This is a genomic window from Frankia sp. R43 (genome assembly GCF_001306465.1).
GTDB classification, from domain to species: domain Bacteria; phylum Actinomycetota; class Actinomycetes; order Frankiales; family Frankiaceae; genus Parafrankia; species Parafrankia irregularis.
On record NZ_LFCW01000010.1, the window covers coordinates 208032 to 229822 of the forward strand.

Below are 21791 nucleotides of genomic sequence, written 5' to 3' on the forward strand. Positions count from 1 at the left end.
GCCTCGATCCGGGTGACGTCCGGGGAGCGCGGGATGGCAGTGCGCGCGAAGACCGCCAGGCGGCTGGTTCCGTACCTGGCTCCGGGGGAGCGGGCCGTGAACGCCTTCCAGGCGCGGACCGGGGCCTCGCCGTACTGGGGCCTCCTGTTCGGAACCGGCTTTTTTCTGACCGGCCTGATCGATCGTCTTCTCCCCGATTCCCAGTACTACGTCGGCGACGCCATTCTCGTGGTACTTCTGATGGGTTTTGCTCTGGTCGTTCTCGCCCGGACGCGGAACCGGATCGTGGTCGTCACCGACCAGGCCGTCGTGGTTCTCGAGGCCGGCCTGTTCGCCTCGAGAACACCGAGCGGGCCGGTGCCGCTGGTGCGGCTGCCGCGCCGGACCGTGCTGGGGCCACCGCGGGGTTTCGTCGGCTCGATGTCGCTCGCGGGCGAGAAGGTCTGGATCCCGTTTCGCCACCACAAGGATGTCGCTGCCGCCAACGCGGGCCTCGCTCAGCTCTGAGGTGGCCGCGGTGCGTCAGGAACGGTGACGGTCTGACGAGTTGACGGGCGACGGTCTGACGAGTTGACGGGCGCGGAGAAGGTCGACCAGCCGGGGATGGCCGGCGTCTGGGAGTGCTCGGCGAATGCGCTCTCCACGCCCGTCTTCCGTCATCGTGCGTTTTCCGCCGTCGAGCTCGGGCCTGCCCCAGGCTCTGACCACACACCGTGAGATGGCGAAGGCTCACGGCGGCACCAGCGCGTATTCCTGCGTCTTCGGGCGTGTACCGGGCCAGCGCACTCCGGAACGGTGCCAACGGCGACGGCGACGGCGACGGTGACGCGGGTCAGTTCTGCGACTGGGTCTTGTGTTGGGCGGGGAGATACGAGGGGGCTGTGATGCCCTGGCCGATGGCCGCCAGTGGTTCGTCCAGCTCCTGTCGGCGCAGCACCGAGTCGAGGATCTCGCCGGCCCGGATCGAGATGTTGGACAGCAGGGACGACGAGATGCCGTGCTGGAACTCGCTCGCACCGGGAACGTAGATGCCGGCCGTGGTGTCGGGCTTCGTCTCGATGCTGTAGTCGCGTGCGACCTGGAGCCGGCCGGAGTCGCTGACCAGGCAGGCGTCCTCCATGCTGCCGAGCACGCGCCGCGGGTCCCGGGCGTTGTAGCCGGTGGCGAGCACGACGATGTCGGTGTCCAGGACCCGCTTGTCGCCGGTGGGCAGGTGCCGGATGTGGACCCGGGTGCCGTCCGGCAGCGCCTCGTAGGCTTCCACCTGCGAGGCTCGCAGGAAGTACAGCCGCTGGGGCCCGCGGACCTTCTCCTGGTAGCTGCGTCGGTAGAGCTCGTCGATCAGGTCCATGTCGACCGCGGCGTAGTTGGTGCTGCGGTGATAGGTGAGCAGCATCTCCCGGACGCCTTCCGGCGCGTGGTAGAACTCGTCGACGGCGTCCGGGTCGAAGATCTGGTTGACGAAGCCGCTGTTGTCGGCCGGTGTGAGCCCGTACCGGGCGAACACCGCGAACACCTCGGCCTGCGGGAACCGGGTGTGCAGGTGTTCGGTCACCTCGGCGGCGCTCTGGCCGGCCCCGACCACGACGAAGCGCTGGCGTGGTGTCGACGGCATCTGCGCGAGCCGGTGCAGCAGGTCGTGGTTGTGCCACAGGCGGTCGCCGAGCTCGGCGTTTTCCGGCAGCCGCGGTTCGAGCCCGGCGGCGATGACGACGTTGCGGGCCCGGCGGACGACGGTGCGGCCCGGCTGGCCGGGCCGGCCGCTGATCACGTCGATGTAGGCGACCGCGCCCTCGTGGACGACCGGCCGCAGATCCAGGACCTCGGTGTCGTATTCGACGAGATTGTCGAGCCGGCCCGCGGCCCATTCCAGATAGTCGTGGTATTCGCAGCGCAGCGGGAACATCGTCTTGTGGTTGATGAAGTCCACGAGCCGGTTCTGCGAATGCAGGTAGTTCAGAAAGCTGAAGCTGCTGGACGGATTTCGCAGCGTCGCCAGATCCTTGAGGAAGGACACCTGCATGGTGGCGCCGTCGAGCAGCATCCCGCGATGCCAGCCGAAGCGGGGCTGGCGTTCCAGAAATATCGCGCGCAGGGCGGCCCCGGCGGAGACGCTGCTGTTGTGTTCCTCGATCGCGATGCCTAGGGCGATGTTCGAGGGTCCGAACCCGACTCCGATGACGTCGTGCACACCGAGTTCCGCGGTCGGTGGACGGTCTCCCACGGCTGCCCCTCTTGTCGGTTGATCTGACCGGATCTGACCGGATGTGAATTTAGGTTAACTTTACCTATGTTCGGGTCGACCTGTTGCTCTGTCAAGGCGTTCGCCGAGGTCGCGCCGGTCGAGGTGGCGATGAGGGCGCCTGGTCGGGTCCGCCTGGGGTGCGCGCGGGGACCGCGCGGTTGGCGTCCATTGTTGATTTGTCGCGCCGGTCGAGGTGAAGGGTCGCGGTTGTGGTGGGTCGTCGTGGATGGATATGGACGACGGCACGTGATCGAAGGTGACTGTGCGTTGCGACGACCGCGGCCAGCATGGAGCTGAATATGTTAAGTGAACCTAACTTAGGTGTGATGCGGTTGGTGGTCAAGCAGGTCGGATGTGGCGACTGGCATGGCTCGCGACGGCTTGACCGGTTGCGTCCCGCAAGGTATAGGTTAGGTTTACTTAAGTCTTTCGATGATGGGGCGATCGAGGCCCTGTCGGGCGCCGTCGACCACACCGCCGGAGTTGCCCGGGCGGTGGCCCGGCTGTGTGCCGGTGAACTCGACAAGGCCGTGCTGGCCCGGACGCTGCGCGCCCCCGGGCTGGTGGGCGCCGCCGCGCTCGTCCGCCGCCTGGCCCGCGGTGATCCGCAGGCGTTCGTCTTCGGTGCCGAGGCGCCGCGTCCCGGACCTGGTCTTCCCGGGGTTCCCACGGAGGCCGGCGGCACCATGGCCGGGGCGAGTCCCGAACTGCTGCTCTCCCGGCCTGGGCCGTCGGCGACGCGGTCGCCGACGCCCTGCGCCCCTACTATGTGGGGCTGGACCTCCCGGCGGCGCCGACGCGCGTCCGCACCACGACCAGGTGGCACCCGTCGACGCGGATCGGCGGTTGGCGCGCGGATCCGTCGGTGTCGTCACTTCGTCTCGCCGCCGCGCCGCACCCCACCCCGGCGGAGTGCGGGTGGCCGACGTCCGCGGTCATCGCCGCCATCAGCCGGCGCCGACCGCCACGGCCTTGCCCGACGCCGCGGCGCCGGAGGGATCGGTGCCGGCCTCGGACTCGGTGTCGGCGTCCCTGTCGCCGGCCTCGGAGTCGGTGCCGGCGTCCCTGTCGTCGGTGTCGGTGTCTGCGGCGTGGGACTGAGGCCGGGCCTGCTCGGCTGTCGCCAGGTTCTCGCGAAGCTCGCGGCGCCGGGCCCGGGCCGCGGGCACCACCAGCGGTGTGGCGGTCTCGGGGTCGGGCACGACGCTGCACGAGATGCCGAAGACCTCCTCCACCAGCTCCGCGGTGACGATCTCGTTCGGGTCCCCCTGTGCCACGATGCGCCCGTCCTTCATCGCGACCAGATGGGTGGCGTACCGGCAGGCCTGGTTCAGGTCGTGCAGGACGGCGACGAGGGTTCGGTTGCTCTCCTCGTGCAGGTCCGCGCACAGGTCGAGGATCTCGATCTGGTGCGCGAGGTCCAGGAACGTCGTCGGCTCGTCCAGCAGCATGATCGGCGTCTGCTGGGCCAGCGCCATCGCGAGCCAGACCCGCTGGCGCTGGCCGCCGGAGAGCTCGTCGACGAACCGGTCGGCGAGGTCCTCGGTATGGGTGGCCGCGAGCGCGTCGCGGACGGCGTCCTCGTCCTGGCGGGACCACTGGCGCAGCAGGCGCTGGTGGGGGTAGCGGCCCCGGGCGACCAGATCGGAGACGAGGATGCCGCTCGGGGCGATCGAGGTCTGCGGCAGCAGCCCCAGCCGGCGCGCCACCTCCTTCGACGGCAGCGACCGGATGAGCGCCCCGTCGAGGTAGACCGCGCCGTGGCGTGGGCGCAGCATCCGGGCCAGCGCCCGCAGCAGGGTCGACTTGCCGCACGCGTTGGGGCCGACGATGACGGTGAAGGAGTTGTCGGGGATGCGCACACCGAGGTCGGTGGCGACGACGCGCTGGTCGTAGGCGAGGGTCAGGCCCCTCGCGTGCAGCCGGGGCTCCCCGTCGGGCTGGGACACCACGGCCGGCTGAGACCCCATGGCCGGCTGGGACACCATGGCCGGCTGGGACGCCACAGTCGCTGCGGCGGTCGACACCGCGGCTGCCGTCGTGGAACCGCCGTCGTCGCTGCGCTGTGGCAGGCCTGCTTCCTCCTCGCCGCCGTCGGCGGATGCGGCAGTCCTGCGCAACGATGCCGGGCGCTGTCCACGTCGTGTGTTCAAGGCCTCTACCAACCCCGATCTCTTTAGGTAAGCCTCACTTATCGTGTGGGCTGCTTCCGTGGCTGGTCAAGGCCTCATCGTGATTCCTGGCGCCGCGCGCACCCGAGTGATTCGTACTGGTGTTGACTACTGGAGGTAAGCCTGACCTAAATAACGTCGTGGAGCGGGGAACGGTGATCGGGATTTCCGCGGGGCCCAGGGCGCCGGCCACAGCGGCTGTGGCGAGCCCGGGCATGTCCACCGGCCCGTCGGCCGGTCTGTCCGCGGGCCCGTCGGCCGGCCGGTCCACGGACCCGTCCGCGAGTGGGACGGCGCGGGGAGCGCTGCGGCCGTTGGGACTCGTCGCCGCGGTCGTGCTGCTCGCCGGCGCCGTGCTGATGAGCATCGCCGTCGGCGCGAACCACCTGGCGCTGTCGGACGTCTGGCGCGTGCTGTGGCACGACGACCGGTCCGACGCCGCCGTGATCGTCCACGACATGCGGGTTCCCCGCACCCTCGTCGGGCTCGTCGTCGGCGCGGGCCTGGGCGTGGCCGGCGCGCTGGCGCAGGCGCTGACCCGCAACTCCCTCGCCGACCCGGGCCTGCTCGGGGTCAACCTCGGGGCCGCTGCCGCGGTTGTCGCCGCGGTGTCGTTCCTGGGTGTGACCTCGCCCAGCGGCTACGTGTGGTTCGCGCTGCTCGGCGCCGCCGCCGCGTCCGCCGCCGTCTACGTGCTGGGTGCCACCGGCCGGGCGGCCGTCGCGCCGGAACGGCTCATCGTGGCCGGCGCCGCTCTCAGCGCGGTGCTCGCCGCCTTCACCTACGCCGTCGCCTTCCTCGACCACGAGACGTTCGACCGGCTGCGCTTCTGGGATGTCGGTTCGCTGGCCCGGGCCGACATGCCACAGCTCGCCGTCGTCGTGCCCTTCATCGGCGTGGGCCTGCTGGTTGCCTTCGCCATCGGCGGCGCGCTCAACGCGATGGCCATGGGCGAGGATGCCGGCCGCGGTCTCGGGGTCCATGTGGCCCGCACCCGGACGCTGGGGGTGCTCGCCGTCGCGCTGCTGTGCGGTGCCGGCACCGCGGCGGCCGGCTCCATCACGTTCGTGGGGCTGGGCGTCCCGCACATCGCGCGGGCGATCTGCGGCCCGGACCAGCGCTGGGTGGTGGCCTACTCCGCCGTGCTCGGCCCGGTGCTGCTGCTCACCGCCGACGTCGTCGGCCGGGTGATCATCGCGCCCGCCGAGCTGGAGGTCGGTGTGGTCAGCGCGTTCGTAGGCGCCCCGGTCTTCATCGTGCTGTGTCGGCGCGCACGGTTGGGTCGATTGTGAGCGGAACACGCCCCGCGGTGGCGACGATGACCACGCGCGGGGCCGCTGGAGCCAACGGGGCGGCAGTGGGGGGAGGTGAGTCCATGGCGACAGGAGCGACCGGAACGGCAGGCCTGCCCGGAGCGGCGCGCGGAGTCCTGCCGGGCGGAGTCCTGCCCGGGGGTGCGGTGCCACGCGGCTGGGTGCTTCGCGACCGAGGTGACCGGGTGTCGCTGCGCGTCGACGGCCGGGGGGTGCTGGTCTGCCTCGGGCTGGTCGTGGCCATTCTGGTGGTCAGCGTCCTGACCCTGACGACGGGTGACTACCACCTGTCGGTCCGCGAGGTGGTCGACAGCCTGCTCGGGCACGGCAGCTCCGGCACGGACTTCATCGTCCGCACGCTGCGGCTGCCGAGGCTGGTCGCGGGCCTGCTGGTCGGCGCGGCCCTGGCCGTCAGCGGGGCGATCTTCCAGACGATGACGGCCAACCCGCTCGGCAGCCCGGACGTCATCGGTTTCACCGCCGGGTCGGCCACCGGGGCGGTGATCGTGATCCTGGTCCTGCACGGCAGCGTCTACGAGACGTCCTTCGGTGCGATCGCCGGCGGTGTGCTGACCGCGGTCGCGATCTACCTGCTGTCGTTCCGGCGGGGCGTCGCCGGCCCCCGGCTGATCCTGATCGGGATCGGGGTGGCGTCGATGCTGACCGCCCTGAACTCCTACCTGATCGCGCGGGCGACCCTCGGTGACGCGATCACGGCCCAGACCTGGTTGCTGGGCAGTCTGAGCCGGCGCAGCTGGGAGCAGGTCCGCCCGCTGGTGTTCGCCGTGATCGTGCTGCTGCCGGCCGCGCTCTACCTGAGCCGGCGGCTGTCGATGCTGGCCATGGGTGCCGACACGGCGCGGGCGCTCGGCGTGTCGGTGGAGAGCAGCCGGCTCGCGCTGCTCGGTGTGGGTGCGGCGCTCGCGTCCTGCGCGACCGCGGCGGCGGGCCCGATCGGTTTCGTCGCGCTGGCGGCGCCGCAGCTCGCGCGGCACCTGGCGCGGTCGGCGGGTGCGGCGCTGCTGCCGGCGGCGCTGCTCGGCGCGCTGCTCGTGGTGGCCAGCGACCTGGTGGCCCAGCGGGCGTTCGCTCCCTCGCAGCTGCCCGTCGGGGTGGCGACGAACGCCGTCGGTGGTCTCTACCTGGTGTGGCTGCTGGCCCGGCAGCGGCGGCGGATCTGAGCGCGGATCTGAGCACGGTGCTCGCGCGGATGCTGTTACGTCGGCGTATCGATTGACCCGTTCCGGGTACTTAGCTAAGCTTTACCTAATTTATCGGTGTTGTCTCCCTTAGGTTTCGGTCGCCCGGCGGCGGGCCGCTGTCCCGTCGCCGGTGTCCCGACCCCGTCTCTGCTCGCACCCGAGCGCCGGGCGCTCCGCCGCGGCGGCTCCCGGCCGGGCCGGGCACCCACCCTGGAGTGGTCCTGGCGATGGCCATGTCGGCTGGCAACACCGTCCTGTGGGCGCAGCTGCGCTCCATGCCCGGTCCGCTGTCTCTCGGCGTGCTGGCGACCCTCGTCCAACAGCTGGCGATGCTCGTGCTGCCCTGGGGCATCCAACACGCCCTGGACGACGGCATCACCCCGCTGGACGTCGACCAGACGGTGCGCTGGTCGCTCATCACCGCGGGTATCTCGCTCGCGTTCCTGGTGGGCGGGGTGGGTGGCCAGTGGTGGTCGGGTATCGCGGCCAACCGGGTCGCGCACGGCCTGCGGAGCGAGCTCATCGACAAGGTGACCACCCTCGACCGGCCCGCGCTGGTCGGCTTCGGGCGCGGCGACCTCGTCATGCGGGTCACCCGGGACGTCGACCTGGTGCGGCTGTGGCTGCAGAACCTCGGGGTCTGGGTCCGGGTCGTCGTCACCGTCGTCGTCGTCCTGCCGGCCATCGGGCTGCTCGACCCGCTCCTGCTGCTCGTCACCGTCGTGACGGTGCCGCTGGTGGGGCTGGCCAACGCGTTCTTCCCCGGCCGCTACGACACCGCCAACGAGGCGCTTTCCGAGGCACACGGCTCCCGCGCGGACGCGGTGGAGGACCTGCTGTCGGCCAGCGCCGCGGTGCGGGGGCTCGGTGGCGAGCGGGTGCTCGTCCGCCGCCATCACGACCTGTCCCGGTCGGTGACGAGCACGTCCCTGCGGGTCGCCGAGGTGTCGGCCTGGTGGTCCGCGGTGCCGCCGGCGCTGCCCCGGCTGGCGATCGCGGTCGGACTGGGCATCGGCGGGGCCGCCGCCATCAGCGGTGATCTGACCATCGGCGGCCTGGTCGCCTTCACCTCCTGGATGACGACTCTCGCGCTGGCCATCGCCATCCTGGTCGACCTGCTCGCCGGCCGCGGCCAGGCCCGGGTCGCCGCCGAGCGCATCGCCGAGGTGCTCGGCACCCCGGGGCTCGCCGAGGACCCCGCCGCCGTGGTGCCGCTGCCGGCCACCGGCGCCCTGCGGGTGGAGGGCGCCGTGGTCCGCCACGGCGACCGCCACGTGCTCGGGCCGGCGGACCTGTGCGCCGCGCCCGGCGAGTTCATCGCGGTCACCGGCCCGACCGGATCGGGCAAGTCCACCCTGGCCCGGCTGCTGTGCCGGATCGAGGACCCGACCGAGGGGACGATCCGCTACGGCGGGGTGGACCTGCGGGCGGCGTCGCGCACCGAGGTGCTGACCCGGATCGGCCTCGTGCCGCAGCGGCCGCTCGTGCTCACCGGCACGATCGCCGACAACCTGAGGCTGGGCCGCGAGATCGAGCTGGCCGAGCTGCGGGCCGCCTGCCACGCCGCCGCGCTGGACGAGTTCATCATGAGCCTTCCCGACCAGTACGACACGGTGGTCGGCGAGCGGGGCGGCACGCTGTCCGGCGGGCAGGGCCAACGGCTCGCGCTCGCCCGCGGCCTGCTGGGGCGTCCCGCTGTCCTCGTGCTGGACGACGTCACCTCGGCGCTGGACGTCGAGACCGAGGCCGCGGTGCTGCGCCGGCTGCGGGAATGGAATCCCACCGGCGCGATCGTCGTGGTGTCGCACCGGCCCGCGGTGCTGGCCGCCGCCGACCGGGTGCTGACGCTGCCACCGCCACCCCGCAACACCGCGCCGCCCGGTGCCGAGCGCGAGCCGGCCGCCGGCGCCGAGTCGCCTGCTGCAGCTGCTGCCGCCGATTCGCCTGGCGGTGCCGAGCTGTCCGCTGATGCTGCTGATCTGACCGCCGGAGGTCACCGTGGCTGAGGTCCGCATGCTGCACGAGGACCCGGCCACCGCGGGCGCGTTGCGCCAGGCGTGGCGCCACCTGCGACCACACCGCCGGCTGCTGACCGCCGCGTTGGCCGCGACGGTCGCGAGCACCGCCGCCGTGGTCGGGATCGCCCCCGTGATCGGCCGTGGCGTCGACGCGGTGATCGCCCGCGACCGGACGGCACTGTGGTGGACGGTCGGCGGCCTCATCGTGCTCGTCCTCGCCCGTCTGCTGCTCCTGCGCTGGTCGGAGGTGCTGCTGGCCCGGGCCGGCGAACGGGTGGTGCAGGACCTGCGCGACCTCGTCGTGGAGCGGCTCGCGGGCGCGCCGCTGCGGTTCGTGGAGGCGCACCGAACCGGGGACCTGCTGCGGCGGGCCACCGGCGAGATCGCCGACCTGGCACTGTTCATCCGCGAGCAGCTGCCGAACCTGCTCGGCATCGGGCTCACCGTGGTGCTCACGACGGTGCTGCTGATCGTCTACTCGCCGCTGCTGTCGCTGGTGCTCGTCGTGCTGTTCATCCCCGCCGCGGTTGCGGTGGTCCGGTGGTTCGACCAGGTCGCCCGCACGGCGTTCGGCCGGCAGGCCTCGGCCGACGCGACGATGACCGCGACGTTCACCGAGACGCTGGCCGCCGGTGAGGCGCTGGTGGTCGTCGGACGTCCCGGCGAGTGGGTCGAGCGGTTCCGCCGCGACAACGACGAACTGCTGCGGGCGTCCAACCGGACCATCGGCGCGCAGAACCGGCTGGAGCTCTTCAGCCTGCTCGAGGGACTGGCCACCGCGGTTCTGCTGCTGCTGAGCGTGTGGCTGGCCCGGTCGGGCCACCTCGGCGTGGGCACTGTCGTGGTGTTCGTGCTCGCGACCCGCAACCTGTTCGAGGGGCTGGCCGGCCTGTCCCGCCTGATCGGGCAGCTGCAGACCGCGCGGGTCGGCGTGGCCCGCCTGGCCGACCTGCTGGAAGCCACCGACGCGCCTGGCGCCGACGCGCCTGGCGCCGACGCGCCTGGCACCGACTCTCCCGCCATCGATCTGCCCGCCACTGCCGCGTCGGCCACGGATGCGCCCGCCTCCGACGCACCCACCACCACCGCCGGTGGTGGTGCGGTGTCGCTCCCGCCGCGCGGTGAGCTCGCCGCGACGGACCTGTGGTTCGGCTACGGGACGGACGAGGACGCGCAGGTGCTCCGGGGGGTGTCGGTGCGCTTCCCGTCCGGAGACCGGGCCGGGCTGGTCGGTACCACCGGCTCGGGCAAGACGACGCTCGCGAAGCTCCTGTGCGGTCTCTACGAGCCCGACGCGGGCGTGGTGACGTTCGGCGGCGTCGACCTGAGCACCGTGTCGCCCGAGGAGATCCGGCGCCATGTCGTCCTCGTGCCGCAGCAGGTGCACATCATCACCGGCTCGCTCGCGGAGAATCTCGCGCTGGCGCCGGGCGAGCCCGACCGCGCGGCGATGGAGCGGGCGGTGGACGTGCTGGGTCTGACCGAGTGGGTGGCGGGACTGCCCGGTGGCCTCGACGCGTCCCTGGGCGCCCGCGGTGAGCTGCTGTCCGCGGGCGAGCGCCAGATCGTCGGACTGGTGCGGGCGGCCCTGGTCGACCCACCGGTACTGGTGCTGGACGAGGCCACGGCCGACCTGGACCCCGACGTGGCGCGCCGGCTGGAGACAGCGGTGGAGCACCTGCGCCCGGGGCGGACGCTGATCGTCATCGCGCACCGGCAGGCGACCATCGACCGCCTGCCGCGGCGGGTTCGCCTCGTCTCCGGCCGTCTCGTCGCGGGTGACACCTCGGGTGACACCGCTGGAAACGTCGCCGGAGACGTCCGGGGAGATGCCGCGGGAGACGTCCTGGTCGATGCGGGACATTCCGTGCCCAGCCAGCTGCAGAGCGATCCGATCGTGAGCGATCCGGCGTAATCGCTGGTCATACCGCATTAGTTAGGCTAACCTCACCTTATACCGACTTAGGTCGGCCTAACTGTTCTGGTGCGATCAAGGAGACGGCGGGTATGTCGACGAATCCCTTCGATGACGAAAGCGGGAGCTTCTTCGTACTGGTCAACTCCGAGGGTCAGCACTCCCTCTGGCCGAGCTTCGCCGCCGTTCCGGCGGGTTGGACCGTTGTGCACGGCGAGGAGACACGCCAGTCCTGCCTGGACTACGTCGAGGCCCACTGGACCGATCTGCGTCCGCTGAGCCTGGTCGCTCAGATGGATTCCGACGCCCGTGCCGGGGAAGTCGCCCGCTCCGACGCTTCAGCCTCCCGGTGACCACCCGCCCCGACCGCCACCGCAGGATCGTCCCGTTCGGCCAGCCGCCCGCAGCCGTAGCCGCCCGGCTGGCCCGCTCCGCCACCGGCCCGTTCGTCGTGTACGAGCGCGCGGGTGAATGGTCCTTCGGGACGGGCGTCCTGGCCGAGATCGAGCTGCGTGCGCACGAGCTGCGCCACCGCACCGGCACCGGGCAGTGGCAGGTCGAGCCGACCGGTCCCGCGCCGCTGCGCCAGATCGCGGGCATCCTCGCCGGCCTCGACATCGCCGGCTGGCGGGCCTACGGCTGGGCGGCCTTCGAGCTCAGCCACCTGCTCGCCGGCCTCGCCGTGCCGGCCGGGGACGCACCGCTGCTGCACCTGATCGTGCCCCGGCAGGAGGCTCGGCTCGTCGACGGTGCCGCGACCCTGCGCACCCTGGCGGCGGCCGTCATCCCACCGGCGACGGGCGGGCTGGCCGACTCGGCCGAGCAGGCGGCGCTGGCAGAGCTGGCGGCGCTGGCGGAACTGGTCACGGGCGATGCCGTCGACGCCCCGAGCGCCGCCGGACCACTCGCCGTCGCCGACCTCGAGCACGGCGTCGACGGGTACCGGCAGGCCGTCGCCGCGGCCGTCGCCGACATCCACGCCGAACGGCTGCGCAAGGTGATCCTCTCCCGGGTCGTCCCCGTCGAGGGCGACATCGACCTGGTCGCCACCTACGAGGCGGGCCGGGCCGGGAACACCCCGGCACGCTCCTTCCTGCTGGACGTCGGCTACCTGCGTGCGACCGGCTTCAGCCCGGAGACCGTGGTCGAGGTGAGCGCCGACGGCCTCGTCTCCACCCAGCCGCTGGCCGGCACCCGGGCGCTCACCGGCGACGCCGCCACCGACCGCGGGCTGCGTGACGTGCTGCTCTCCGACCCGAAGGAGATCTACGAGCACGCCGTCTCGGTGCAGGCCTGCCAGGAGGAGCTTCGTCGCTTCTGCCGGCCCGGCTCGGTCGCCGTCGACGAGTTCATGACCGTGCTCGAACGTGGCAGCGTCCAGCACCTGGCCTCCCGCGTCGCCGGGCGCCTCGCCGTCGGCCGCGACGCCTGGGACGCCTTCGGGACCGTCTTCCCGTCGATCACCGCCTCCGGGGTGCCGAAGGCAGCCGCCTGCGAGGCGATCACCGGGTACGAGAGCGAACCGCGTGGCCTCTACAGCGGGGCGGTGCTCACCGTCGACGCGGACGGGTCCCTGGACGCGGCACTCGTCCTGCGCACCGTCTTCCAGCACGAGGGCCGGACGTGGCTGCGGGCCGGCGCCGGCATCGTCGCCCAGTCCGAGCCCGACCGTGAGGCGGAGGAGACCCGGGAGAAGCTGCGTAGCGTCAGCCGTTTCCTCGTCGCGGCCGCGCCAGCTGCGCAGGCCGCGCCGGCCGTGCAGTCCGTGCCGGCCGTGCAGCCGGTGTCGGTCGTGCCGGCCGCACCGGCTCCGCGGACCGTGGCCGCCGCGGCGGCCGCCGGGCCTGCGCTGGCCCAGGACATCGACGCGGTCCGCGCGATCGTGGCGCGGATGCTCGACGAGGAGCCCGAGGACGTCGGCTACGAGGCGAACCTGTTCGAGCTGGGACTGGAGTCCATCGCCCTGATGAAGGCGGTCGGACGCTGGCGGCAGGCCGGGGTCGCGGTCTCGTTCGGCGAGCTCGCCGAGAACCCGACCGTGGACGGCTGGTTCAAGATCCTCTCCGCCCGGATGCCCAGCGCCCCGGCACCGGACGCACCTCCCGCCGGCGCACCCTCCGCCGTGACGACACCGCCTGCCGGGATCGCGCCTGCCGGGCTGCCGCCCGCGGGGGCGCCGCCTGCCGGTGATCCTGTCGCGGCGGTTTCGCCGAGCCCCGTCGGGGACCCTGCCGAAGCCGCCGCCGCTGTGGACGGTGACACCGCCGCCGACGCCGGCCTCGCGCCCGGCGTCGACCTCAGCCTCAGTACCGGTACCGGTACCGGCACTGACGACGCCGACACGGATGCCGACGACGCCGAGTTCCCGCTCGCGCTCATGCAGCACGCCTACTGGGTCGGCCGGGACGGCGGCCAGCCGCTCGGCGAGGTCGCCGCGCACCTCTTCACCGAGTTCGACGGCCAGGACGTCGACCCCGACCGGCTGCGCGGCGCCATCGAGCGGCTGGTGGCCCGGCACGACATGCTCCGTGTGCGGGTCACCGACAACGGTGCCCAGATCGTCGAGGAGCACTCGGGCTGGCGTGGGCTCACCGTCCATGACCTGCGTGCCCTCGACGAGCCGACGGTGCGGGCCCGCCTCGACCAGATCCGGGACCGGATGTCGCACGAGATGCTCGACATCGAGTCCGGTGAGGTCTTTGCGACCGAGCTGAGCCTGCTGCCCGCGGGGCGCACCCGGCTGCACCTGGACGTCGACATGGTCGCCGCCGACGCGGTGAGCTTCCGCGTCCTGCTGGCCGACCTCGCCCGTTTCTACGATCAGCCGCAGGAGGTTCTCCCGCCGCTGGGCTACAGCTACCGCGAGTACCGCGCCGCGCGGGCGGCCGAGCGCACCGCCGCGGCCCGAGCGGCGGCCGAGTGGTGGCAGGGCCGACTGCCGAGCCTGCCCGGTGCCCCCGGCCTGCCCCGGGTCGCCGACGGCGCCGGCAGGCGGGGACGGCCGTCGGTGGCACGACGCCACTTCGTCCTCCCGCCGGCGTCCCGGGACGCCCTGCGGGCGGCCGCGCACAGCCGGGGCGTCACCCCGGCGATGGCCGTGGCCACCGCGTTCGCCGAGGTCCTCGCCGGGTGGAGCACCGAGTCGAGGTTCGTCCTCAACGTCCCGATGTTCGACCGGGAGCCGGTCCACCCCGACATCAACCAGGTCGTCGGCGACTTCACCAGCTCGGTGCTGCTGGAGGTCGACGTCACCGAGGACCTGCCGTTCGCGGCCCGGGTGCGCCAGATCCAGGCGCGGCTGCACGCCGACGCCGCGCACGCCGAGTACTCGGGCGTCGAGGTGCTGCGCGACCTGACCCGCCGCACCGGTGAGCAGGTGCTCGCGCCGGTCGTGTTCACCAGCGCCCTCGGGCTCGGCGAGCTGTTCGACGCCGGTGTGCGCCGCCTCTTCGGCGACCCGGTCTGGATCATCTCGCAGGGCCCGCAGGTGCTCCTGGACGCGCAGGTCACCGAGATCGACGGCGGCCTGCTGATCAACTGGGACGTCCGTGAGGACGAGTTTCCGCCCGGCGCCGTCGACGGGATGTTCGGTGCCTTCGAACATCTCGTCCGGGATCTCGCCACTGCCGGGGAGGCCTGGGACGTCCCTGTGGACGGCCTGCTGCCCGCGGCGACCAGTGAGATCCGCCGGGCGGTGAACGAGACCGCGGGGCGGGTGCCGACCCGGCTGCTGCACGAGGGGTTCTTCGAGCGGGCCGTCTGCGCCCCCGACGCGCCCGCGCTGGTGTGGGACGACACCGCCGGCGCGCCCGGCCGGGGCGAGCTCAGCTACGGCGAGCTCCGGCGCCAGGCGCTGAGCCTGGCCGGCGCGCTGGTCGGTCACGGCGTGCGCCGCGGTGACCTGGTCGGTGTCAGCCTGCCCAAGGGGCCGTCCCAGGTGGTCGCCGTGCTCGGCGTGCTGGCCGCGGGCGCGACATACGTGCCGGTCGGCGTCGAGCAGCCGCCCACCCGGGTGGAGCGCATCGCCACCGCCGCCGGCTTCGGCGTCCTGATCACCGACGCGCCGCGGGACGGGGTCCCCGCCGGCGTCGTCCAGATCGCCCCCGACCAGGCCGCCCGGCCCGACCCGGCTGTGCAGCCGCTGCCGGTGCCGGATCTGCTGGCGCCCGCGGAGCTCGGCGGGCTGGACCGGCCTGCCTACGTGCTGTTCACGTCCGGGTCGACCGGCCAGCCCAAGGGGGTCGAGGTCGGGCACCGGGCCGCGGCGAACACCATCGAGGACCTGATCGACCGGCTCGGCCTCGGTGTCGACGACCGCACGCTGGCGGTGTCGGCCCTCGACTTCGACCTGTCCGTGTTCGACCTGTTCGCGCCGCTGTCGGTCGGCGGTGCGGTGGTGCTGCTCGACGAGGAGTCGCGCCGGGAGGCGCACCGGTGGGCCGAGCTCGTCCGGGATCACCGGGTGACCATCCTCAACTGCGTTCCCACCGTGCTCGACCTCGTCCTGTCCACCGGGGTGGACCTCGGCCCGACGCTGCGGGCGGTCCTGCTCGGCGGCGACCGGGTCGGTGTCGACCTGCCCGGCCGGCTGGACGCCGCGGTGCCCGGCTGCCGCTTCCTCGGTCTCGGCGGCACCACCGAGACGGCCATCCACTCGACGATCTGCGAGGTCGTCGGCACCGAGCCGGTGCCCGACTGGTGGCGTTCGGTGCCGTATGGCACGCCGCTGCGCAACGTGCGGCTGCGGGTGGTCGACCCGCTCGGCCGGGACTGCCCCGACCACGTCACCGGCGAGCTGTGGATCGGCGGCGACGGGGTCGCCCGCGGGTACCTGGGGGACCCGCAGCGGACCGCGGACCGGTTCGTCGAACACGGCGGCCTGCGCTGGTACCGCACCGGTGACCTGGCCCGCTACCAGCCGGACGGGACGGTCGAGTTCCTGGGCCGACGCGACCACCAGGTCAAGATCCGAGGCTTCCGGGTCGAGCTCGGTGAGGTCGAGGCCGCGCTGGACACGCTGGCACAGGTGCGGGCCGGCGTGGCGGTGCTCGTCGAGGGCGCCGCCGGCCACCCCGCCGCGCTCGGAGCCGGCGTGGTCCCCGCCGACGCCGCGGGCGGCGACGCGGTGGGCGCCGACGCCGCGGGTACGAAGCTGGCGGGTACGGGGCTGGCGGGTACGGAGCTGGCCACCGCGGTGCGGGAGGGCCTGCGCGGGATGCTGCCGCCGCACATGGTGCCCGACCTGGTGGTCACGCTCGACACCCTCCCGCTCACCGCGAACGGGAAGATCGACCGCAAGGCGGTGACGGCCGCCGTGCGCCATGCTCTGGGCGCTGGCACGGGGGAGCACACCCCGCCGCGCGGCGATCTCGAACAGGTCGTGTTCAACGTCTGGCGCGAGGTGCTCGGCGTGCCGGAGTTCGGCGTCACCGACGAGTTCTTCGCGCTGGGCGGTGACTCCGTCCTGGCCACCGCCGTGGTGCGGCGGCTGCGTGACGAGCTGGACACCGCCGCGGTCACCGTCCGCTCCCTGTTCGCGGCGCCGACCGTCGCGACGCTCGCCGAGCGGATCCGGGCCGCCGACCCCGTCCCGGGCCGGGCGGACCGGGTCGCCGCGATCGCCCTGGAGATCGCGGCGATGACCGACGCGGAGGTGGCCGCCGCGCTCGGCGGCGAGGCGACGGACCTCGCCGAACCGGGACTCGACGAACCGGGACTCGACGAACCGGGACTCGACGAACCGGGACTCGACGAACAACCGGGACTCGACGAACCGGGAGGCGCACGGTGACCGTCCCGTCGACGACGACGAACCGGCCCGACGGCCAGCTCGACGCCCACCTTGACCGCCAGCCTGGTGGCCAGCCCGGCGACGGCGCGGCGGACCCGGGGTGGAACCGGTGGCCGGCGGAGTTCGTCGAGCGGTACCAGGAGGCCGGCTACTGGGGCGACCGGACGCTGGACGAGCTGCTGCGGGAGTGGGCCCGCCGGTCCGGGCCGGCCACCGCACTGGTCTGCGGGGACCGGCGAATCAGCTACGCCGAGCTCGACGAGGCGGTGGACGACCTCGCCGCGGGGCTCGCCTCGCTCGGCATCGGCCCCGGTGACCACCTGGTGGTGCACCTGCCGAACCGCGCCGAGTTCGTGACGACGCTGTTCGCGCTGATGCGCCGCGGCGCGATCGGCGTCCTCGCGCTGCCGGCCCACCGGCGGGTGGAGATCGAGCACTTCGCGAGCCTGGCCGGCGCCGTCGGGTATGTCATCGCCGACCGGTTCGAAGGTTTCGACTACCGGGAGCTGGCCCGTCAGGTGACCGAGGCGGTGCCGTCGGTGCGGCACGTCCTGGTCGCGGGCGAGCCCGGTCCGTACACGGGCCTCGACGCGCTGTCCGCTGCGGGCCGCTCTGCCCGGCTGGCCGCCGCGCCTTCCGCCGACGCCACCGCAGGCGGGGCTACCGCAGACGGGGCTACCGCAGACGGGGCCACCGCTGGCGGGGCTACCGCTGGCGGGGCCACCGTCCCCGGGCGGGATCCGGGCGACATCGCCGTGCTGCTCATCTCCGGCGGAACGACCGGCAAGCCGAAGCTGATCCCGCGCACCCACCGCGACTACGCCTACAACGCCCGGGCCAGCGCCGAGGTGTGCCGGCTCACCGCCGCCGACGTCTACCTGGTCGCGCTGCCGGCGGCGCACAACTTCCCGCTGGCCTGCCCGGGGATCCTCGGCGCGTTCACCGTGGGTGCGGCGGCGGTGATGGCGCTGTCGTCGAGCCCGGACGCCGTCTTCGACCTGATCAGCCGGGAGCGGGTGACGGTCACCGCGGCCGTCCCGCCGCTGGCGCGGCTGTGGGTCGAGGCGGCCGGGTGGGAGGGGCCGGACACCACCAGCCTGCGCCTGCTCCAGGTGGGCGGCGCCAAGCTCGACGAGGGCCTCGCCCGGCGGATCACGCCGACGCTCGGGGCCGGCGTCCAGCAGGTCTTCGGGATGGCCGAGGGGCTGCTGAACTACACCCGCCTCGACGACCCCGACGAGACCGTCTTCACCACCCAGGGCCGGCCGCTGGCCGAGGCGGACGAGGTCCGGGTGCTCGACGGGTCGGGGTACGAGGTGCCGGCCGGCCAGGTCGGTGAGCTGTGGACCCGCGGGCCCTACACCATCCGCGGGTACTACCGGGCCGCGGCGCACAACGCGACCGTCTTCGGTGCCGACGGCTTCTTCCGCACCGGCGACCTCGTGCGTCAGCTGCCCACCGGGCATCTGGTGGTCGAGGGCCGGGTCAAGGACGTGATCAACCGCGGCGGGGAGAACGTCTCGGCCGGCGAGCTGGAGGAGCACCTGCAGACCCATCCCGCGGTCGCCCAGGTGGCGGTCGTCGGGCTGCCCGACCCCGATGTCGGGGAGAGCGTCTGCGCGGTCGTCGTCGCGGCCCCCGGTGGGGCGCCCCGGCTCAAGGAGATCAAGAACTATCTGCGGGACCGCGGCCTGGCCCGGTTCATGCTTCCCGACCGGCTCGAGGTCATGGACGGGTTCCCCTACACCGCCGTCGGAAAGATCGACAAACGGGAGCTGCGGAACCGGCTCGACCGGCTCGACCGGTGAGCCCTTCACGTCGCCGACCCGCCCGGTGCGGGCTGCGCCCGACGTACGCACGTCGAGGCCTGCCCGCGACCTACTGACCTGCTCCCGAAGACAGCGAACATGTGGCCGGCCCTGACCCGCGCCAGGTGCATTTCGGCTTGATCGCACCTGTTGTGCCGGCAACGATTTAGGTTAAGCTAACCAAAATTTTATTCGATCAAGCGAATCGTCGCGCTGGCGTGGCGAAGGCGGAAGGCTGAGGACTGTAGTGCGGGGAATAGCGCGCACACTGGCAGCACTGTGTGTTGCCGGTGCGGTCATGACCGGGCTGGTGGCCTGTGGGGATGACGACGACAGCGGTTCGACCCAGACGGATACCGCGGCGGCCGCCGGTTTCCCGGTAACCATCGAGCACAAGTTCGGTTCGACGACGATTGACAAGGCGCCGACGAGAATCATCGCCTTGAGCTACGAAGAGGACACGCTGGCGACGCTCGGCATCACGCCGATCGCCTACGCCACGAACCCCTACAAGGAAGACGGGAAGTTCCCCTGGCTCGACGGCAGGATTGACCTTGCCAAGAGCACGGGTCTGGACACCAGCAGCGACCTCAACCTCGAGCAGATCGCCTCGCTGAAGCCCGACCTCATCCTCGCCACCAACTTCTACGGGCTCGAGGACTACTACGACCGGCTCTCCGAGATCGCGCCGACGGTCGCCTACAAGACCGAGGCCGGCATCGCGACCTGGCAGGAGGTCAGCACGACGATCGGCAAGGCGGTCGGGCGTGAGGCCGACGTCGCCAAAGCGGTCGCCGCCACCGAGAAGAGCATCACCGACACCGCGGCGAAGCTTCCCGGGCTGAAGGACAAGACATTCAGCTACAGCTTCTACTACGACGCCAACGGCCTCGCGGTGATCGACGACCCGGAGACCGTCTCCATCCAGCTGTACTCCCAGCTCGGCATGAAGCTCTCGCCGAAGGTGACGGCCAGTGTCGTCGACCGCGAACTGAGCCTGGAGAAGGTCGGCGAGCTCGACGCCGACTTCCTGCTGATCGGGTACGCCACGGACGAGCTGCGCACCCAGATGGACGCGAACGACCTGTTCAAGAAGATTCCGGCGGTCGTGGACGGTCGTGCGCTGGAGGTGGACGCCTTCACCGCGGGTGCGGTCAACAACCCGACCATCCTGAACATCCCGTGGCAGCTCGAGCAGCTTGAGTCGACCCTCGAGAAGGTCGCCGGCACCTCCGGCTGACGTGCCGGTCGGCACGGCACGGACAAGGACACGGCACGGATAAGGACACGGCACGGATAAGTAGGCACAGCACCGAATGAACGCGGAACCGGGCGGTACGCAGACAAGTGCGTGCCGCCCGGTTTCGCTGCCGGAGACCTAGGAGACCTGGGCGCGGTCGGTGAGGTACCCGCCCATCGTCGTGAAGTAGTCCGCCGCCGCCAGCTCGCGGCCGTCGTCCAGGCGCACGGTGCGGATCAGCAGGCCGTGGCTGCGTCCATGCCGTGCCTGCGCGCCCGCGACGATGACCACACCGTCGCCCTCGCGGATGAAGATCCGTCCAGGGGTGCCGCCATAGCAGCCCTTGGAGACCTCGGCGGAGACGATGCGGACCCGCTCGCCGTTGCGGTAGGTGAACGCGTTGGGGTAGGGGTCGCACTGGGCGCGCACCAGCCGGTCGAGCTCCTCGGCGGTCCAGGTCCAGTCGATGAGGCTGTCCCGCTCTGAGCGCTTGTGGAAGAAGCTGGCCTTCGAACGGTCCTGGGGAGCCCAGTCGGTGCGGCCACTGGCCATCAGGTCCAGGCCCTCCACCGCCATCGGCCCGAACAGCGCGAGGGTGCGGTGGAACAGGTCGGTGGTGGTGTCACGCGGGCCGACCGGCACCCGGTGCTGCAGGACGACGTCACCGGCGTCGAGCTCGTCGCTCATGATGTGCGCCGTCACGCCCACCTCGGGCTCGCCGTTGATCAGCGCCCAGATCAACGGCGCGAACCCGGCGTAGGAGGGCAGCAGCGAGTCGTGGATGTTCAGCGTTCCCAGCCGCGGCAGGTTGAAGACCTGCGGCGGAATCCAGGTCCGCCAGTTGGTGGCGACGATGGCGTCGGGGTCGGTCTCCTTGAGCAGCGACAGCAGGTCCTCGTCGTCAGGCCGGTTGCGAATCGCCACGGGAACGCCGTGCTCGGTGGCGAGGTCGGCCACCGAGTCATCCCAGATCTTCTCGTACGCGTGGTCGCTCTTCTCATGCGTCACGACCAGGGCGACGTCGTGATGGGAGTCGAGAAGAGCCTGCAGCGTGCGATGCCCCCAGGTCTGGTATCCGAACATTACGACCCGCATGTCTTGTTTTTCTCCTCTGGTCTGCGAACAGGGATCTTGCTGATACATCAGGGGCATCAGGGCATGCCGGTAGCCGGACTGGGCCCTGGCGTCCGGTATGGGGCTGGAAGAGCTGGTGCGGCGGGGCTGAAGACGGCGGAACGGCCATACGGCAGGGCGCGCCACAACGCCACAACGCCACAACGCCACAACGTCGACACGGCCCTGGAGCGGTCAACGCGGCCCTGGAGACGGCCTGGCCGATCCGGTGGTTCCTGGTGCGCGAGGGAAGCGGCAGAAGGGAGGAAATCCCCGCTTAAGTGAGGCTTACCTATGTTGATGGCTGTTGCCACGGTATGTCAAGTGATCGTGGTGTCCGGCGCCGGTCGCGGCGGTCCGCCGGTTCGGCGGGGCCGGTCACGTTGAGAAGAGCCCGCGGTGGTCGTCCGGGACGGATTCGGTCGTCTCCGTGCTGGTCTGTGACGGTGCGGTGAATTCAGCGCCTGACCTGCGGAAATACCCCGAATGGCCTCATAGCCTGACGTGCGGGACCGGCGGGCGGCGGCAAGGCCGCCAGGTGCCTGGCCGCCAGGCCGCCAGGCCGCCGGGCTGTCGGGGGAGACAGGAGCTCGATCGACATGCGGGACCGTGACCGTTGCACCGCGACAGTCATGGGCGGAGGCCGTGGCTACGCCGTCCACCGGTGTGGCAAGCGGGCACTCGCCAGCGACCCGGACGGTCTGTGCCGCAGCCACCGCCTCCAGCAGGAGGGGGTTCCGGACACACCCCACGACGAGGACCGCTGGCGGACGAGTCGGGAGCTCGAAGGACGCCTGCTCGAGCTGTCCCGGCACCTGGCGACCTTCTACCGCCTGCCCGTCGAGCTCGAGTACGACGAGGCGGGGGCACCACGGGCCTGCACCGGCCGCATCGTCGTGAACCCGGAGGACCTGCTGAGAACGCTGCAGGCACAGGACCTCATGCCGCGCCGCCAGCTCTGAGCGGCGCTGCTGG

The 21791-nt window shown here is 72.1% G+C and carries 13 protein-coding genes; 10 read left to right on the top strand and 3 right to left on the bottom strand.

Annotated features, from left to right (window positions below; all coding sequences use genetic code 11):
• Positions 1-33 precede the first annotated feature (33 nt).
• Positions 34-507 carry a hypothetical protein gene (locus tag ACG83_RS47210; protein ID WP_054570513.1) on the top strand — a complete coding sequence of 158 codons (474 nt, stop codon included), beginning with the start codon at positions 34-36 and terminating at the stop codon, positions 505-507.
• Between the two features lie 325 nt (positions 508-832).
• On the opposite strand, the gene ACG83_RS34920 is transcribed toward ACG83_RS47210, so the two are convergent.
• Together ACG83_RS34920 and ACG83_RS34930 are read right to left on the bottom strand one after the other, a co-directional pair.
• Positions 833-2224 (bottom strand): lysine N(6)-hydroxylase/L-ornithine N(5)-oxygenase family protein, encoded by a 1392-nt coding sequence (locus ACG83_RS34920; protein ID WP_054570514.1) that lies wholly within the window; start codon positions 2222-2224, stop codon positions 833-835.
• Positions 2225-3192: 968 nt separating this feature from the next.
• Entirely contained in the window at positions 3193-4215 is a 1023-nt protein-coding gene (locus ACG83_RS34930; protein WP_235498372.1) for an ABC transporter ATP-binding protein, read from the bottom strand.
• 416 nt (positions 4216-4631) lie between these two features.
• Here ACG83_RS34930 and ACG83_RS34935 point away from each other — a divergent pair, with 416 nt between their 5' ends.
• The 8 genes from ACG83_RS34935 to ACG83_RS34970 all read left to right on the top strand — a co-directional run bounded on the left by ACG83_RS34935 (position 4632) and on the right by ACG83_RS34970 (position 19703).
• Complete coding sequence (locus tag ACG83_RS34935) at positions 4632-5708, top strand: iron ABC transporter permease (protein ID WP_054570672.1); 1077 nt, start codon at positions 4632-4634, stop codon at positions 5706-5708.
• A gap of 83 nt (positions 5709-5791) precedes the next feature.
• Positions 5792-6910 (top strand): iron chelate uptake ABC transporter family permease subunit, encoded by a 1119-nt coding sequence (locus ACG83_RS34940; protein WP_083473838.1) that lies wholly within the window; start codon positions 5792-5794, stop codon positions 6908-6910.
• 248 nt (positions 6911-7158) lie between these two features.
• The gene (locus tag ACG83_RS34945) at positions 7159-8937 is read left to right on the top strand and encodes an ABC transporter ATP-binding protein (RefSeq protein WP_054570674.1); all 1779 of its coding nucleotides are present in this window, start codon (positions 7159-7161) and stop codon (positions 8935-8937) included.
• Complete coding sequence (locus tag ACG83_RS34950) at positions 8930-10864, top strand: ABC transporter ATP-binding protein (RefSeq protein WP_235498373.1); 1935 nt, start codon at positions 8930-8932, stop codon at positions 10862-10864. The genes ACG83_RS34945 and ACG83_RS34950 overlap by 8 nt, the downstream gene beginning before the upstream one ends.
• A gap of 92 nt (positions 10865-10956) precedes the next feature.
• Positions 10957-11217, top strand: a complete 261-nt coding sequence (locus ACG83_RS34955; protein ID WP_054570516.1) for an MbtH family protein — start codon at positions 10957-10959, stop codon at positions 11215-11217.
• On the top strand, positions 11214-16655 hold the full coding sequence (locus tag ACG83_RS47215) for a salicylate synthase (RefSeq protein WP_054570517.1): 5442 nt from the start codon (positions 11214-11216) through the stop codon (positions 16653-16655). Before ACG83_RS34955 ends, ACG83_RS47215 begins: the two co-directional genes overlap by 4 nt.
• A complete protein-coding gene (locus tag ACG83_RS34965) occupies positions 16652-18463 on the top strand; it encodes a (2,3-dihydroxybenzoyl)adenylate synthase (protein WP_054570518.1) in 1812 nt (603 codons plus the stop codon). The genes ACG83_RS47215 and ACG83_RS34965 overlap by 4 nt, the downstream gene beginning before the upstream one ends.
• A 298-nt stretch (positions 18464-18761) precedes the next feature.
• Positions 18762-19703 carry an iron-siderophore ABC transporter substrate-binding protein gene (locus ACG83_RS34970; protein WP_063793302.1) on the top strand — a complete coding sequence of 314 codons (942 nt, stop codon included), beginning with the start codon at positions 18762-18764 and terminating at the stop codon, positions 19701-19703.
• A gap of 138 nt (positions 19704-19841) precedes the next feature.
• Here ACG83_RS34970 and ACG83_RS34975 read toward each other — a convergent pair whose 3' ends face one another.
• The gene (locus ACG83_RS34975; RefSeq protein WP_054570520.1) at positions 19842-20798 is read right to left on the bottom strand and encodes a methionyl-tRNA formyltransferase; all 957 of its coding nucleotides are present in this window, start codon (positions 20796-20798) and stop codon (positions 19842-19844) included.
• Positions 20799-21415: 617 nt separating this feature from the next.
• On the opposite strand from ACG83_RS34975, the gene ACG83_RS34980 reads away from it, so the two are divergent.
• Entirely contained in the window at positions 21416-21778 is a 363-nt protein-coding gene (locus ACG83_RS34980; RefSeq protein ID WP_054570521.1) for a hypothetical protein, read from the top strand.
• Positions 21779-21791: the final 13 nt, after the last annotated feature.